Below are 16,050 nucleotides of genomic sequence, written 5' to 3' on the forward strand. Positions count from 1 at the left end.
GATATTGCCTCCAGCCGCTTCATCTCCCGGGCGGCTGGGGCAACGTGGCAGACATCAAAGGATATTGCCCGGATGGCTAATTCTGCAGTTGATCTTGAAAAATCGCGTGTAAGCTGGCTTCCGGATTGGCCACTTTTGGTTTGGATGATCCTGATCACTCTACTCATGGGGATCCTATCAGGACTAACGTCCTCCGAAATCATCTCTCTGTTCAACAGTGGGTGGGGCTACGCTGTCGGAGAATTTGCGCTAATCCTGATACCCAGCTTCGTGATCGCCGCCGCGATTGACCGGCAACGGATTTCTGCGCCTCCCCATATTTCCGTCGGATTGGCCCCTGTGATCGGGGCCGGCATGGTGTGCCCCGACACAGCCTATGCCGCTTTGTCGCCGATGATCAGACGCCGCAAACTGTCGCTCGCGTTCGGGGCCTATGCCGGGTTCAAGCTGCTTTTCCCAGCTGGTCCCTTGATTGTCGCAACCAGCCTTGGTGTCGCTGATGGGCGGCTGCTGGCATATTGCCTTCTGATTTTCGTCCCGGTTTGGGTTGCGGGTTTGGTGTATAGCTGGGTTATCGAAGGTCAATTGGGGTTAGAGGATGAAGCAACCTCAACCAAGGATATCGCAGGCTCCCTCCTGTTGCTGTGGCCCTTCGCTTTACTGGCGGCACTTCTCGCACTGGGTGTGCTGTTCGACTTGAGCTTTAATGGATGGATCGACTTTGCCACAAATCCCAAAGGCGCATTGATACTGACAGCCGCCGCAGCGCTCAGCATGGTCGCGCGGACCGACCGGCGCGATTGCATTGATAGCGGCGTTCGTCGCACCGGGTCCCTGCTACTGATCATCGGTGCAGCCAGTGCGTTCAGCGCATTTTTGACCAATATTGTACCGATGGAGCAGATCTTTGTCGCGCAACAAGGTGTTCTGGCTCTCACGACGATGTTCCTGCTGGCAGCCATGTTCAAACTGCTCCAAGGGTCAAGCATGGCGACCTTTGCCGCGGTTGGTCCGGTCGCGTTACCAATTGTTACCGCTTCGGAAGTGTCGCCGTTTTTGGCCGTGATCGCTATCTGTCTGGGATCCTTCGTCGCGATCCTGCCGAATGACAGCTTCTACTGGTTGGTGCGTAAGAATGCATTGCCCAACGAATCCGAGTTGAGTGCCACCGCGATCCTGTCCGGCGGAGCAACGCTCCAGGCAGCCGTGGGCCTGGCCGTTTTGCTGGGTGTCTACATGCTCAACATCGCCTGATCTAATCTCATCAACCCACTGCGTGCGAGGTACGCCATGGATGTCAAAGATGCTGTTCTAAAAGGATATAGTGACCGCATAGCCCAGGAAGGCGGATCCATGGGATCCGAAGCGGCCCAGGTCTGCCGGATGGATGCCTATGATCCGGATCTGCTGAAATGTGTGCCGACAGAAATCATCGAACGTGACTATGGCTGCGGCAATCCATCAAAATTCGCCAAGCCAGGAGAGACCGTTCTCGATCTGGGAAGCGGCAGCGGGAAGATCTGCTACATCCTGGCGCAGATCGTCGGGGCAAAAGGGGAAGTGATCGGTGTCGACATGAACACCGACATGCTGGCCCTGGCAAGGTCCCATCAGGAGGTATTCGCCAAAACGGTTGGATTCAGCAATTTGCGTTTCGCCCGTGGATCAATCGACGATCTGAAGACCAATCTGGATTTCGTCGAGCAAACGGTTAGCGGTCGCAATCTTGGATCGCTGGACGATTATGATGATCTGCAGCGCATCCTTAAAGAACAGCGCAACGCATTGCCGCTGATCGAGGACAACTCCGTGGACCTGATCGTGTCCAACTGTGTGATCAACCTGGTGGATACCGACAGCAAGCGGAATGTTCTGGAAGAGATCTTTCGTGTCCTGAAACCAAACGGGCGCATCGCCTTATCGGACAATGTCTCAAACATCGACGTGCCGGATGAGTTAAAGAACGATCCGGACCTGTGGGTGGGATGTTATTCCGGGGTCTACCAGGAGCAGGCATTCTACACCGCATTGGAGGAGGTCGGATTTACCGGGCTTGTAGTGGCCGACCGAGCGGATGTGCCCGAAAAAACCATCGGGGATGTGACATTCCAGTCGGTCACTGTGACGGCGTTTAAACCGGAGAATGTGAACGCCAATCCCGGCGTGACGACCGTCCTTTACAAAGGACCATGGGCCCAGGTTTCAACAGAGACGGGCCTGGTGCTGCACCGCGGTGATCTGACCGACATCGACATGGCCACGGCAAACCAACTGCACCAGTCGGCCTTTGCCGATCACCTTTATTTCCTGAACGATCCAAACGTTGGCAGCACGTCCGGTTGCTGCGGCTGATCCGGAACCGTCAGCCGTTTCATCATATGTCATGCCAACTCGGCTGACCCAAGGGAGCTTCAAGCCATGTCATCGTCAATCCTCGTCTCCATCTTCGAAGGTGGCTACCAGCCCATCAATGCGCTGACCGGTCTGGCTGCTTTGCGCAATGCTGGCCACGATACTGATTTTCTGGATGCCTATGTCGAGGGCTATGATATCGACCGCTTGAAAGACTACGACACGATCATTCTGCCAGTCCCGCTATTTGATAGCCTCAATTCGGCAATTCGGCTGTGCAAGGAACTGGATGATGCAGGTTGTACCGCCGATAAGGTGATGTTCGGGCAATATGCCACGATCAACGCGAAGTACCTCACGGGCCGCTATGCCGATCACGTCGTCAGCGGCGAATGGGAAGTCCCGCTGGTATCTCTCATGGATCGCAAGGCAGGCAGTGATAAGCCAGTGATCAATGTCTACAGCAATGGCCGCAAGACGCCTGAACAGACCATGCAGATGTTGAAGTTGCGCGGGACGATGGCCAAACCAATGCGCCAAAGTGCTCCCAACCTGTCAAAATATCCGCAACCCCATCTGACTACCCTGATGGGCGAGGAAAAGATCGTCGGCGGGCTGGAATTGACACGGGGCTGCCACCACAAATGCACCTATTGCTCGGTCTTTTCAGCCTATGACGGGAAGGTTCTGTTGGGCGACATTGCCCAGATCCAGGACGATGTCGACGCCTTGGTCGACCAAGGCATGGAGCATATGACATTCATTGATGCTGAGTTTTTCAACGCCACCCGGCGCAGTTTCGATGCCCTGGCGCAGATCCACAAACGTCATCCGGCACTGACCTTTGATTTCACCACCCGCGTTGATCACATCCTGGAAAACAACGACCGTTTGGGAGAACTATATGACCATGGTGTGCGCGTGATCACCTCGGCACTTGAATTTCCAAAGAACGAGGTTCTGCAACAGGTGCGCAAGGAAGTCGATGTCGACGACCTGAAAGAGGCCGTACGCTTGGTTCAGAATTCCGGCATCACGCTGAACCCGACCTTCATCATGTTCAATCCCTGGGTCACTTTGGAGGACTTTCCCCGCTTTCACGACTTCCTGGTCGAGACGGGCATGGAAGATGCCGTTGACCCGGTTCAGTTCGAAACGCGCCTCCACCTTTATAAGGGTTCGCCACTGCTCAAGAACGAAACCATCAAGGCCCTTCGATTGGAAGAACAGGAGTTTCACTATGATTGGTTCCACTCCGATGAGCGTGTCGATGAGTTGTTCCGGGCCTCAGTGACGCCAGCCGTAGAGGGAGAGTTCAAACGCTGTTGCCTGAAATGCTGAGGCAGAACCTTTAGGATCAAGGGGGATCATCATGAACAAACTGAACGATATGCTTTTCAATGCAGCTAAATTGGCAGCACAGAAACCGAACCGGGATGAAGCGCTTGATTGGAGCGGTCCCGCGATGGCACGCGCTTTCGAAGATTGGCTTGACGAAACCACGGATGTGACCGCGCCTGCGATCTTGATCGACATGCCGCTGCGGGGGCTGGATCTGCGGCGCGACAGCGCGTCGGAGACGACCGTGATCTGGTCGGCCAGGTCTGCTCCGACAGATCATGCGCCCGTGCAGGATTGGCAATATTCGGCCCGGATCCCGACCGATCTGAGCCAGTCAGATCAGGATCTATGGACAAAGGTCAGTCAGGCCTCCTCCTTAATCGAGGTGCAGCAGGCCCTGGCCAACCGACAGGAGATCGCCCCCTGGATCGCCACCGGACATGTGGACCAGGTTCTGGCGCCGTTCCTGATGAACACCCTCCCTGAGACACACCTCACTTCGTCTTTGAAGGAAATTGCCCGTGTTCTGTCGGTGGATGGTCGGTTTCAAACCGTCATTCTGGCGGCGGATGAACCGCTTGCCGGTGCGAGTGTACCCTTTGACGGGATGGAACTGACATCCTTCCCGCAAGAAACCGAGATCGGGCAAATCCTGACCGCAGCCGGCCTGCACGGTGTCAGATACAAGCCCTTGCTGGACCGCCCCTATATGACAATCAGTGGTGTGGAATTGCGCGCATTCGGCATTTCAGCCCATGTAGGGACCAAGGGCGTTTGCCTCGAACAAGGGGATGCAGCGATCTACCTAGGCCCATGGTCGAGCGTTTCTGACGATGACGGGCATGACTATCCGCGGGGGGTGCGGATCGCTGTCTGCGCCAAGACGGCAGCAGTCCTTCAACGCGCACCTTATGCTGGCAGTTTCGCGATCGTTGAAGCCTATGGCAAACCACCACTTGAAGAGGCTGCACCCTTTGATTGCAGCCGCGATGTGATCCGCCCGGCCGCAGAGACCAAGGGGGTGATGCCCATCGGAACCAGTGCTCCGATTTGCATTGACGGAGATTGCGATTGCTGACCGATGTCCATCACGACACGTCGCCAGATCTGTCGTCGGCCAATGCTTACAAGGTGCTGGAGAAGTTGATCGGCTTTCCCACGATCTCGTCGGCCTGCAACCTGGATCTGATCGCCTTCGTCGAACAATACCTGAACGATTACGGCGTGACATCCACCATCCTGCACAGCGCCTGTGGGAAGAAAGCGGGGTTGATCGCAACCGTTGGCCCCATGGTGCCCGGTGGGGTGATCTTGTCGGGGCACACGGATGTAGTTCCAGTCGATGGCCAGGCCTGGACGTCTGATCCGTGGACCATGCGGTCCGAAGGTGGCAGGCTTTATGGGCGCGGCGCCTGTGACATGAAAGGGTTCTGCGCCGCAGCTCTTGCCATGGTGCCAGCCTTCCAAGCGGCGGGGCTCAAGCGGCCTATTCACCTGGCGTTCAGCTACGATGAAGAGATCGGGTGTTTTGGTGTGCAACCCATGATCTCCCATATGCGTGATGCCCTCCCCCCTGTTGAAGCTGTCATTGTGGGTGAGCCGACCGAACTGGACGTTGTGAATGCCCATAAAGGCACATGGGCCTTGATGACCCGTGTGACCGGACATGAGGTTCATTCCTCCATCTGTCACCAGGGCGTCTCGGCGGTCATGGTCGCCGCCCGGCTTGTCACCTGGCTTGAGGACCGCATGGCAGAGAATGCAGCACTGGCCCCATCAGCCCGTCAGGGATCGCCTTTTGATCCACCTTACACCACGCTGCATGTGGGCCGGATCAAGGGTGGAACCTCCGGCAATGTCACGGCCGGGTATTGCAGCTTTCCCACGGATATCCGTGTCTTGCCCGAAGAAGACATGGACTATTGGTTGCAGCGATACACCGACCACACCCAAGCGGTGCAGGAGAAAATGCGCGGGATCCACCCGGATGTCGGGATTGCCGTTGAAGTCAAAGCCAGGGTTGCCGGCCTATCTCCAGAGGTACAAGGTACCGCCGAAGCATTGGTCCGGCAATTGATGAGCGTTGGACCCAGCCAGAGCGGCGGTTTTGGAAGCGAAGCCGGCCTGTTTCAGGAAGCTGGATACTCCACAGTTGTCTGCGGGCCGGGCTCCATGATGCAGGCCCATCAGCCAGATGAATATATCTGCGAGGATCAGATGGAAGCGTGTACAACCTTCTTTCAACGGCTGGCAGACAAGCTAGCGGTCTAGGCCCATGCCTCTCTGGACTGACCGTTGTGAGCTTTTGACAGAATGAAATTGGGCTGATGCCAGATCCGGCAAAACACATGAATGCGAGTTCAAGACGAGATATGTTGGTCCCCTTGCATAGCCCCGGTGTTCCAGCGGCCGGGCCGGTCATCGTCCGTTCGATTAAAGACGCAGATATCGACCAAATCGTCGAGATCTATGCGCCTTATGTTTTGGAGACGGCAATTTCCTTTGAAGATGATGTTCCCGACTCGGCAGAGATGCGGGACCGGGTGCAAAACATCACAGCGGCATCCTATCCCTATTTGGTGGCGGAGCGGGCGGGACAGATCCTGGGTTACGCCTATGCGGGTCCCCATCGAAGCCGGGCCGCCTACCGTTATTCCGTCGATGTCACCGTCTACATAAAGTCAGAATGTCATCGGCAGGGAATCGGTCGCGTTCTCTATGACCAACTCTTCGAAGAACTTGGACGGGGAAGGTTCCAGCGCGCATTTGCGGCCATTGCATTACCCAACGTCTCCAGCGTTGGCCTTCACACGGCACTCGGTTTTGAGCTGGTCGGCGTGTATCACAAGGTCGGCTACAAGTTTGATCGGTGGCACGACGTCTCTTGGTGGCAGCGCGATGTGGTGCCGGGAACCGATGAGTGACCTTTTTACGCCGACCCGGTTGTTACCATCTGAGGCACATAACAAGAGGGTTTGCTTGGATCTTCCGCTCTTCAAAGCGAAAGGGCCGCTGCAACAGCGACCCTCTTTAGTCTCTTTAGTGAACCAACCGTTACTAGTTGGTCGCCGCTTCGCCACCTTCGGCGAGCGAGAAGAGATAAGCGTACAGGTTCACTGCATCCTCTTCGCTGCGAACTTTGTAAGACATCTTGCCCCGGGCGCGCTTGTTCTCGGTGAATTCGCGCAGATAGCCTGTTGGATCCTGGACGTAGGCCACAAACGTTTCCTCGTTCCAAACCAGGCCTTTTTCAGCGGCTTCTTCGATCCCATTGCCATAACGGAAGTCTTCGATGGCGCCCGCCGCACGACCTGCAATGGCATACAGGTTTGGCCCCGTTTTTGCGTTGCGACCGGCCAGCGTATCGCCAGCTTCATTCACCACGACGTGGCAGGACACGCATTGCTTGTTGAATGCCTCTTCGCCAGCGGCAATGTCACCCGTGGCGGCATGGCCGTCAGCAAGCACCGGCGCAGCTGCCAAAGTGGTGGCGGCCAGGGCGATCCAGAATTTGGTCATCAGTCTCTCCTCATACTGTTGTATACAAACTAACGCGCTGACCGCGCTGGTAAAGTATCTTATTGGTGAACGCCACCAAAGCGGTTCCGTTCCGCCGGTCGCGCTGTTTATTCGGCGCCGTTCCGACCACCTATGCGACGGCACGCGCCAAGGCACATTGGCTCCAAAGCGCATGCAAAGCACCCACCAGATGGTCGATATCGGCGTCGCTGTGTAGCGGTGACGGGGTGATCCGTAAACGTTCGGTCCCTTTGGGCACGGTCGGATAGTTGATCGGTTGCACGTAGATCCCGTAATCCGCCATCAGGATATCGCTGATTTGGCGGCATTTCACCGGGTCACCTATCATGACCGGGATGATATGGCTGTCATTCGGCATATGTGGGATGCCCGCACGGTCCAAGGCGGCACGCAGTTTTGCCACTTGTGCCTTTTGACCTTCACGCTCCACCCGCGACGTTTTCAAATGCGCGATCGAGGTTCGGGCCGCTGCCGCAACCGCAGGCGGCAACGCGGTGGTGAAGATAAAGCCAGATGCAAAAGAGCGCAGGAAATCACACATCGCAGCTGACCCGGTGACATATCCACCAACGCAGCCATAGGCTTTGCCCAGCGTACCTTCGATCAGGTCGACCCGGTGCGCCACACCTTCGCGTTCGCTGATGCCTCCTCCACGGGGCCCATACATCCCGACCGCGTGGACCTCATCCAAATAGGTCATGGCGCCATGTTTTTCGGAAACCTCGACGATCTCCGCAATCGGGGCAATGTCGCCGTCCATGGAATAGACCGATTCAAACGCCACGATTTTGGGACGGTCCCCAAGGGCTGCCAGTTTCTTGTCCAGATCCTCGACGTTGTTATGGGCCCAAATCACCTTGTCAGCCTTGGAGTGGCGAATGCCTTCGATCATGGAGGCGTGGTTTTCGCTGTCGCTCAGGATCACCGCATTGGGGATCCGAGCCCCGAGTGTGGAGAGCGACGCCCAGTTCGACACATAGCCCGACGTGAACAGCAGTGCGGCTTCCTTCCCGTGCAGGTCGGCCAATTCCCGTTCCAGCAAAAGGTGATGATGGTTCGTGCCGGAGATGTTGCGCGTCCCGCCCGCGCCAGTGCCGCACGATTTCACCGTGTCGACCATGGAATTGATCACATCCGGATGCTGCCCCATGCCCAGATAGTCGTTCGAGCACCAGACGGTGACATCGCTCACTTCGCCAGCATGATGCTTGGCGGCCCGGGGAAACTTGCCGCATTGGCGTTCCAGTTCGGCAAAGATGCGATAGTTGCCATCCGATTTCAGATCATTCAGCTGGGCTTGGAAGTGGGCGTCAAAATCCATCGGGCTTCTCGTTCTTGCTTACGTTTTGTCTTCAGTTATCCGAGGCGCTGGCAAAAGCCACCGCCAGAGTTTCGCGTCAGGCAACGGGATCACCATGAACAGATGTTCCAAAAGCGCCAGTGCCGTCAATGCGGTCAAAAGTGCATAACCGACGGTTGAGGCAGAGTTAGGGGCCGTGGCCAACCGTTCCAGCCAACAGACTGTGGCAAAAGCGAGCGCCGCGATGGAAAACGGGAACAGGACATTCATGCGCGCCTGTCGAAAATGCGAAGGCAAATGCGCCAGCGTTTGGGGCAAAAACTCCGTATTGATGCGCGGCACACCAAAATACAGGTTCAACTTGGCCGAAACGCGCGCCAGAAACAGCGTCGCAAAGGTGTAAAAGCCAAACGGGTTCGCGGCGTCCAAGGCGAGCGCCACCATGGCCAGAAAAACGCCGGTCAACAGCATCTCATGATAGGCAATGGTGCCCCAGGCCCGGATGAACCGTTCCCATTCAGGGACTTGCGGTGGGCAGTCATGACCGACAGGGCCCGTGATCAAACCTGCCAGGAACGCCATTTCGATCCATCCCCAGATCGCCAGAACCGATACGAACGTGATGTAGACGGAGGCCGGGTCGGCCTGATCCAGTGTCAGATAAAAACAGACGATACCCGCCGCGAAGATTGGCAAGCTCAAGAGCACGGCCCGGCGCAATGCGGCAGGACCCAATCGATCAGCCCACTTGATGACCATCAGGATCAAACCGGTGGAGAACCACCACAGGAACAGGGCAGCCAGCCCGGCGATCCAAGGGGAGGTCATTGGTTGCCCCCCTTTGGATCAGGCGCTTGGTTGCAGCCAGTTTTATGAGCTGAAACAGCGCATTTGAGTCCAATGGCCTGAAACTCTTTCAGATGCGCGCAGCCAGTCGCCACCCCACTAGGGGGAGGCTGAAGACGCGGTAATGCACCGGTCAGAGATGCGGCCCATGGCATCAAAAGCAGGGCTGCAGCCGGGTTTGCGGCGACACGCGGTGCGTTTTCGCGGGTATCGTATAAAGCGAAACAAAGGCATATGCCGCCTTGGCACCGCCGGCTACCTTGCCAAAGAACCCGCTAATGCCACCGCTGCGCTTGGCCTGATCCATCTGAACGCTGGCTTTTTGCAGGATCTTAAGGCCCCGCATCCAACGGGGATGGTCGATATCCAGTGTGATCGGGAAGATCTGCTTGGTCAGCTCCGACGTCTTGCGGAACACTTCCTGACCGTACCAGTCGGTATCCACGCCCAACGCCTCGTGGAAGGCAGGGCGCTGGTGATCGCGGACATACATCGTCGAATACACCGCGGTGAGGAAGAACTTGATCCACCAGACATTGCCACCGCGCGTCAACTTGGGGTCGGTCTTCATGAGAAGTGCAAAGGCCTCCCCATGGCGGAACTCATCATTGCACCACTCTTCGAACCACTTGAAAATCGGGTGAAACCGGTTTTCGGGATGAGCCTGCAAATGCCGGAAGATGGTGATGTAGCGCGCATACCCGATCTTTTCCGACAAATATGTTGCGTAGTAGATAAATTTTGGCCGGAAGTAGGTGTACTTCTTTTTCTGCGTCAAAAAGCCGAGGTTGACGGAGATTCCGGCCTCGCGCAGCGCATCATTGATGAATCCTGCGTGACGGGCTTCATCTCGCGCCATCAATTGAAACAGCTTGGTGATCTCTTCGTTCGATCCGCGACGCTTCATTTCCTTGTAGAGAACACAGCCCGAAAATTCGGCCGTGCAGGAGCTAATCAGAAAGTCGATGAACTCCTTCTTCAGCTGCGGCTCCATCCCATCCCAATCGACATGATCCCAGTCTTCGTTCTTCTTGAAATGCCCCTTATTCGGATCGGCAGCCATTTCAGCGATCAGCGGGTCCCATTCATCGCGGATCTTCTCCACGCTGATGGCGTCCATCTCATCAAAGTCGGTCGTGTAAAACCGGGGCGTCAGCAGCGTATCCTGCATGGCAACATCGGTCGCTTTTTCGGACGTAAATGCCTCTTCCGTGCCGTGGCGCGAAGCGGAGGCCGAATGGCCATTCAGGTGCGGCTCAGGTGTCTGGACATTCATAGCGTGACCTCCTCAGAGAATGAAAATTCACACAACTCCATAACCTCGAAATCACCGGTCAGCCGGGTCCACAGACGTTCCAGTGCGCTGGCGCGAAAGATTACGGCGGTGCGGTCTTCGCTGACGATTTCTCCGAAAGGCGCCATGATCTCGGGGCCTTTCACCTGCACCTCGTCGCCGGGATAGACAACAGCACCGTTGTTGAAACGGACATGGGCATGCAGGCTTTCGAATTTATGCGATATCTCAACCGTGCAGGGCGCGGTTTCCTTCTCTCGTGTCAGTAGTCCCATCTTTCGGTTCCCTTTGGTCCGAGTTCAGTTGACGAGCAGCTTGGCGAAGGCGGCTCGGTTCGAGGCTCCGAAATTGGCAAGTTCCACCTGCCAGTTCGTTTCGGGGTCGTTGATGGCCAGACGGCCGTTTTCGTATTCGATCAGCTTGACCGGCGCATCAGAGACTTTGCGCTCCACCAGACGCTTGCGGTTCAGTCCGCGTGCAATGACAGAGATGAACCCGGCCTCTGCCTCCGACAGTTCGGCAAGAACCGTACCATCGAGTTCCCGGATTGTGACGGAGCCGTCGGTGGCTCCATCCAGCACAAACATGCGTTCGGCGGTCACAGGTGCGGGCAAGGGTTGACCCATGAGCGGGCGATCCGTCAGCCGGGCATAGCCCACAAGAGCAACGGACAGGACAGCAAGGCCTATCATGGCGCGAACCAGTGCGCGGGGGATCATTTCCCGATCGCGGTTCACCAATTGGGGGTGACGTTCTGCAGGTGTGGTCATGGCATCTCCTCCCTATTCGGCCGGTATGGCGCCGGCGGGCATGTCGGTTTCGATCGCAGGCTGCGGCGCCCGAGCGACACGTGGCATGGTCATATGCGCCTCAGCCGCATCTGCGAGTATGCTGGCAACATTTTCGGCGTCTTTGATGCAGCGCAAAGCAGGCTCTGGCTTGGCCATGCGCCAGGGTCGCACATGGGGCCACATCACCAGGTAGGACACCATCTGACCGCCATCCTTCTTGGGCTCCAGCGCGATTGTGCCCGTCCCATTTCCGCGCAGGTCAAGCGCCGCATTTTCAAGCTGCTTGTAAGGCATATTCAAGGTGAGTTGTAGCGCAGCGCCGACGCGCAGCAGCACGCGTTCCGTCGTGACTGTGTAGACGGTCGCGCGGGCCTGCACCCAACTGAACCCATAAAGGATGCCACCGGCAACCGCGCCCATAATCAAAAGAGGCACGGCAGAACCAAAGGCGACGCCAACGCTGTGATCGGCGAAGGCCGAACCCACCCGCCAGATGATCAGAAACGCGAAATAACCGATAACCCAGCGCAGCAGCAAAGAGTCCACCGCCAATTGCCAGGCATCGGGTTTGCCTTGCCACAACATGTGCTCCCCCTTGGGAAGCCGGGCGGGCAAACCCGGCGCATGCTCAAAAGCGAAATCATCATGGGTGTCATGTGGCATGGTCTTTGTCCCTATTGGTGGTGTCCGGAGGCGTGGCGAGCGCCCCCGGGCCTGACCCGTGAGTGGGCTTGTCGTCTCTAGGCGTAGAGCTGACCACCGGCGACGTAGCCGCTGATCTTGTCTTCTTCCAGCAGGGTCACCTGCTCCGAGGATTTGTGCTGTGGAATGCCTGGGAACCGGTCACGCTTGAGGTTGCGAACCATCACGTAGTTCCCTTTGATCTTGCAGAGGGTCATGGGGATCAGGCGCTTGCCGCCCCCAAGGCTTTCTTCCAGCTCGACCTCGAGATAGCGGACCAACTGCTCAGGCTCATCGACCCACATGTCGGTTACCGCAGCAGCAGATTTGCCGTCACGGCCCCCGACCTTCAGGCCACGCGGATCGCGCCCGGCAGAGATATGGAACCCTTCGGCATGACTCATCGGGACGATCTTTGGATAGCCCTTGCCGTCCAGCTCCGGATGGTCTTTCCGGTTGCTCCAGGAGGCTGGGCCGACACCGTCCACCATCGCGTCGCCCGTGGGCACGTAGGGGCTGCCACCCACGGGAGAGGTTCGCTCCATCGGTAGATCCGTGCGGCGATGCGCGTCCTCGTTCTCAGCGCTGGGGACGGTCACGTCACCGCGGCCATGGGGCAAGTGAAAGGTCTTGGGTGTAGGCAGCGAGAACGGCCCCTGGTTTGCCGCGTCACCGCCATCCTCGCTTTCGAGCGGATAGCCTTCGCGCATGTTTTCGGTCTGCAGATAGTAAATCAGCAGGGCGAAAAACAGCCAGAACATCCAGATCGACACACTGGCCAAATCCACATTGCCAAAAAATTCTACGCCAACCATGGGTGATACCTCCGGGGGTCAGGCGGGCAGATCGGCAAGCCCTATCTTGCCGTCATGCCCGCTGGGGTTTTTAGTTTGAGGGGAAAACCTAGCGGTACGGACCAAGGGCCCAAGCGCCGCAAGAGTGAGGAACAGAAGACCGATTTCAACATGATAAACAACCGAATAGGCCGTCGCCGGACCTAGCTGTTCGGTCCATTGGGTCGCGCCGACCAGATCGCGGATCGCGCCGCCAAGAAAGATTGAGATGCCTGCCGCAGTCGCCTGCGCAGCACCCCACGCGCCGAGTGCCAGACCGCGCCCGGCAATGCCATGGGCCGGCATAGTCATCGCCGCCGTCAGGGTCGCAACCGCAAAAAGACCACCGCCAAACCCGATGCCTATGGCACCGGCAAAGAACAACGCGGGCGAATTCAGCGGAGCGGCAAACACAACCGCCGAGAACGCCCCGATACCGACCAGGATACCGCGGGCCGCCATGCGGTAGGCATCATGCCCCTGCCCCAAAAGCCGCGCGGCATAGCCAAAACCAGCCAAGGCACCGACGGCCCAAACCGCGGTCAGCATCGTGGTGGCCGCGACGCTCAGGCCAAGGATTTCACCGCCATAGGGTTCCAGCAGCACATCCTGCATATTGAACCCCATGGTCCCGATTGCGACGACCGCCAACAAACGACCGGCCTGCCCGCCCCGTGCAAAGTCGGCCCAGGCGTCCGTGAATTTCGGGCGCGGCTCCGCACGCTCCGCCTTGGTCATGGGTTTGACGATTTCCTGCCGCCAGAGGGCGACCAGGTTCAGCAGGATCGTCACAACGGCGGTGCCCTGCACTACCTGGATCAGGCGCAATTGGCTGAAATCCTGCAACAGCGCCCCGATTATCACCGCAGAGACGCCCATGCCCACCAAGAACATCACGTAAAGCAGCGCAACGACCCTGGGGCGCGTCTCATCGGTTGCGCGGTCGCTGGCCAGTGCCAGCCCAGCCGTCTGGGTCATGTGCAGGCCAAGGCCTGTCATCAGAAACGCGAGTGCAGCCAGAACTTCTCCGGCAAAGGGTACGTCATGGACCGTATCCCCTGACAGCACCAACAGCGCAAACGGCATAACTGCCAGCCCGCCCATCTGCCAAAGAGAGCCAAACCACATGTAAGGCAACCGTTTCCACCCGATGGCCGAACGGTGCGTGTCCGACCGGAACCCCAGCAACGCCCGGAACGGCGCGACCAGTACCGGCAACGCAATCATGGCCGCCACGATGATCGCCGGAACGCTCAATTCTACGATCATCACCCGGTTCAGCGTGCCCAGCAGCATCACGGTCGCCATGCCGACACTGATCTGAAACAGCGACAAGCGCAGCAATTGCCCGAGCGGCAACGCGTCCGAAGCCGCATCAGAAAAGGGCAAAAAGCGGCGCAGATCGGTCATGGCCGCAACTCAAGGCATTGGGAAATGTAAAAGCCGCTGGTCACCCGCTCGACTTCGGACAGCGTGCCATGATCGGCGGTATGCCGGGCCAGACGGGTCGCCTTGTGCGGCACCATGGTGGGGGAGCGATCAGCGCGCGGGAAAAGCTGCCCCATGCCCCAAAAAGCCATCAGAAAAGGTGTGCGCGGCGCAACGGTAAAGACAACCTGGCCCACCCGTGGGGCCAGCCGCCCCATCGCCGTGCCGATATCTGCCGCGTTGTAGTAAATTAGGCTATCCATGGCGATAACGTGGTCAAAAGCACCCAAATCGTCGGCCAGCATGTCGCCCGCACGAAAAGTCACCTTGGCGGACAGCGCCGGATCCAACCGCTCCGCCGCGATATCCACAAGGGCGGGGGAGATATCAATCGCCACCACCTCGGCCCCACGTGCGGCCAGTTCTGCCGTCATCTGTCCCGCGCCGCAGCCCGCATCCAGAACCCGCGCCCCGGTCAGATCCTCCGGCAATTGCCCTAACATCACCGCCCGCATCCGGTCCCGCCCTGCCCGCACGGTGTGGCGGATTTTCGACACAGGCGCGTCAGAAGTCAGCCGCGCCCAGGTCTGGGTCGCGGTGCGGTCGAAATAGTCCTCGACCCGGGTCAATGTGGCGGCATAATCCCCCATCAATCAAATCCCAACAACTCAAAGATGTCGCGGTCGGGCAAAGGCGCCGGTGCCAAGGGCTCGGTCCCGTTCCACAGCGTTTCAGCCAGACGAATGTATTCCTTGCGCACCTGAACGATGTCTTCTTCATCCGGCATCTCAAAGAGGGTCTTTTTCTTCAAGCGCGACCGCCGGATGGCATCCAGGTCAGGCATATGGGCGATCCGGTTGAAACCCACCGTCTTGCAGTACCGATCCACCTCATCGGTCTCGCGGGACCGGTTAGCCACGCACCCAGCCAGCCGCACGCCATAATTCTTCGACTTCGCCTGCACGGCGGCAATGATCCGGTTCATCGCGTAGATACTGTCGAAATCATTGGCCGTCACGATCACGGCCCGGTCGGCGTGCTGCAACGGTGCGGCAAAGCCACCGCATACTACGTCGCCCAGCACGTCAAAAATCACCACATCGGTGTCTTCCAACATGTGATGCTGCTTGAGCAACTTGACGGTCTGCCCCACCACATAGCCGCCACAGCCGGTGCCTGCAGGTGGCCCGCCAGCCTCCACACACATCACACCGTTGAAACCTTCAAACATGAAGTCCTCGGGCCGCAACTCCTCGGCATGAAAATCCACGTCCTTCAGGATGTCGATCACAGTCGGCACCAGCGATCCGGTCAGCGTGAACGTGCTGTCATGCTTGGGGTCGCAGCCGATCTGCAACACCCGCTTGCCCAACATCGAGAATGCGGCCGACAGATTGCTCGACGTGGTCGATTTGCCGATCCCGCCTTTGCCATAGACCGAAAAGACCTTGGCCCCTTCGATCTTCATCGAGGCATCCTGATGCACCTGCACAGATCCCTCGCCATCTTGCCCGCGCAAAACCGGTGGCGCTCCGCGCCCACGAACCGCCGGCGGCTGCTTGAGATCATCATAGGGCGCCATGGGCATCCTCCCGCCATGAAAGAGCCAAAGCCTCTTTCTTATTGTTGAAAATACTCCGGGGG

The 16,050-nt window shown here is 58.0% G+C and carries 17 protein-coding genes; 6 read left to right on the plus strand and 11 right to left on the minus strand.

Annotated features, from left to right (window positions below; genetic code table 11):
• Window positions 1–72 precede the first annotated feature (72 nt).
• The 6 genes from arsQ to IU397_RS13445 all read left to right on the plus strand — a co-directional run bounded on the left by arsQ (window position 73) and on the right by IU397_RS13445 (window position 6,617).
• Window positions 73–1,254 carry an arsinothricin export permease ArsQ gene (arsQ, locus tag IU397_RS13420; protein WP_204414385.1) on the plus strand — a complete coding sequence of 394 codons (1,182 nt, stop codon included), beginning with the start codon at window positions 73–75 and terminating at the stop codon, window positions 1,252–1,254.
• A gap of 36 nt (window positions 1,255–1,290) precedes the next feature.
• Window positions 1,291–2,352 (plus strand): arsinothricin biosynthesis methyltransferase ArsM, encoded by a 1,062-nt coding sequence (gene arsM / locus IU397_RS13425; protein WP_204414387.1) that lies wholly within the window; start codon window positions 1,291–1,293, stop codon window positions 2,350–2,352.
• Between the two features lie 66 nt (window positions 2,353–2,418).
• Window positions 2,419–3,693, plus strand: a complete 1,275-nt coding sequence (arsL, locus tag IU397_RS13430; RefSeq protein WP_204414396.1) for an arsinothricin biosynthesis radical SAM protein ArsL — start codon at window positions 2,419–2,421, stop codon at window positions 3,691–3,693.
• Window positions 3,694–3,724: 31 nt separating this feature from the next.
• On the plus strand, window positions 3,725–4,771 hold the full coding sequence (locus tag IU397_RS13435) for a hypothetical protein (RefSeq protein WP_204414398.1): 1,047 nt from the start codon (window positions 3,725–3,727) through the stop codon (window positions 4,769–4,771).
• Complete coding sequence (argE, locus tag IU397_RS13440; protein ID WP_239479783.1) at window positions 4,765–5,964, plus strand: acetylornithine deacetylase; 1,200 nt, start codon at window positions 4,765–4,767, stop codon at window positions 5,962–5,964. Before IU397_RS13435 ends, argE begins: the two co-directional genes overlap by 7 nt.
• A gap of 56 nt (window positions 5,965–6,020) precedes the next feature.
• Window positions 6,021–6,617 carry an arsinothricin resistance N-acetyltransferase ArsN1 family B gene (locus IU397_RS13445; protein WP_204414400.1) on the plus strand — a complete coding sequence of 199 codons (597 nt, stop codon included), beginning with the start codon at window positions 6,021–6,023 and terminating at the stop codon, window positions 6,615–6,617.
• Window positions 6,618–6,750: 133 nt separating this feature from the next.
• Here the strand turns inward: IU397_RS13445 and IU397_RS13450 are convergent, their stop codons facing one another.
• The 11 genes from IU397_RS13450 to bchL all read right to left on the minus strand — a co-directional run bounded on the left by IU397_RS13450 (window position 6,751) and on the right by bchL (window position 15,988).
• Complete coding sequence (locus IU397_RS13450) at window positions 6,751–7,212, minus strand: cytochrome c family protein (protein WP_204414402.1); 462 nt, start codon at window positions 7,210–7,212, stop codon at window positions 6,751–6,753.
• 130 nt (window positions 7,213–7,342) lie between these two features.
• A complete protein-coding gene (gene hemA / locus IU397_RS13455) occupies window positions 7,343–8,554 on the minus strand; it encodes a 5-aminolevulinate synthase (protein WP_204414404.1) in 1,212 nt (403 codons plus the stop codon).
• An 18-nt stretch (window positions 8,555–8,572) separates the two neighbouring features.
• Window positions 8,573–9,361: a putative photosynthetic complex assembly protein PuhE gene (gene puhE, locus IU397_RS13460; RefSeq protein ID WP_204414406.1), complete on the minus strand. Its 789-nt coding sequence runs from the start codon at window positions 9,359–9,361 to the stop codon at window positions 8,573–8,575.
• A gap of 172 nt (window positions 9,362–9,533) precedes the next feature.
• Window positions 9,534–10,655, minus strand: a complete 1,122-nt coding sequence (gene acsF / locus IU397_RS13465) for a magnesium-protoporphyrin IX monomethyl ester (oxidative) cyclase (protein WP_204414414.1) — start codon at window positions 10,653–10,655, stop codon at window positions 9,534–9,536.
• Window positions 10,652–10,948: a hypothetical protein gene (locus IU397_RS13470; protein ID WP_204414416.1), complete on the minus strand. Its 297-nt coding sequence runs from the start codon at window positions 10,946–10,948 to the stop codon at window positions 10,652–10,654. The genes acsF and IU397_RS13470 overlap by 4 nt, the downstream gene beginning before the upstream one ends.
• 24 nt (window positions 10,949–10,972) lie before the next feature.
• A complete protein-coding gene (gene puhC / locus IU397_RS13475) occupies window positions 10,973–11,443 on the minus strand; it encodes a photosynthetic complex assembly protein PuhC (RefSeq protein ID WP_204414418.1) in 471 nt (156 codons plus the stop codon).
• Between the two features lie 12 nt (window positions 11,444–11,455).
• Entirely contained in the window at window positions 11,456–12,127 is a 672-nt protein-coding gene (gene puhB, locus IU397_RS13480; RefSeq protein WP_204414419.1) for a photosynthetic complex putative assembly protein PuhB, read from the minus strand.
• A 77-nt stretch (window positions 12,128–12,204) separates the two neighbouring features.
• Window positions 12,205–12,960 carry a photosynthetic reaction center subunit H gene (puhA, locus tag IU397_RS13485; protein ID WP_204414420.1) on the minus strand — a complete coding sequence of 252 codons (756 nt, stop codon included), beginning with the start codon at window positions 12,958–12,960 and terminating at the stop codon, window positions 12,205–12,207.
• Between the two features lie 18 nt (window positions 12,961–12,978).
• Entirely contained in the window at window positions 12,979–14,388 is a 1,410-nt protein-coding gene (locus IU397_RS13490) for a PucC family protein (RefSeq protein ID WP_204414421.1), read from the minus strand.
• Window positions 14,385–15,056, minus strand: a complete 672-nt coding sequence (gene bchM, locus IU397_RS13495) for a magnesium protoporphyrin IX methyltransferase (RefSeq protein WP_204414422.1) — start codon at window positions 15,054–15,056, stop codon at window positions 14,385–14,387. The genes IU397_RS13490 and bchM overlap by 4 nt, the downstream gene beginning before the upstream one ends.
• The gene (gene bchL, locus IU397_RS13500) at window positions 15,056–15,988 is read right to left on the minus strand and encodes a ferredoxin:protochlorophyllide reductase (ATP-dependent) iron-sulfur ATP-binding protein (RefSeq protein WP_204414423.1); all 933 of its coding nucleotides are present in this window, start codon (window positions 15,986–15,988) and stop codon (window positions 15,056–15,058) included. Before bchL ends, bchM begins: the two co-directional genes overlap by 1 nt.
• Window positions 15,989–16,050: the final 62 nt, after the last annotated feature.

Source organism: Actibacterium sp. 188UL27-1 (genome assembly GCF_016901225.1).
GTDB lineage: Bacteria > Pseudomonadota > Alphaproteobacteria > Rhodobacterales > Rhodobacteraceae > 188UL27-1.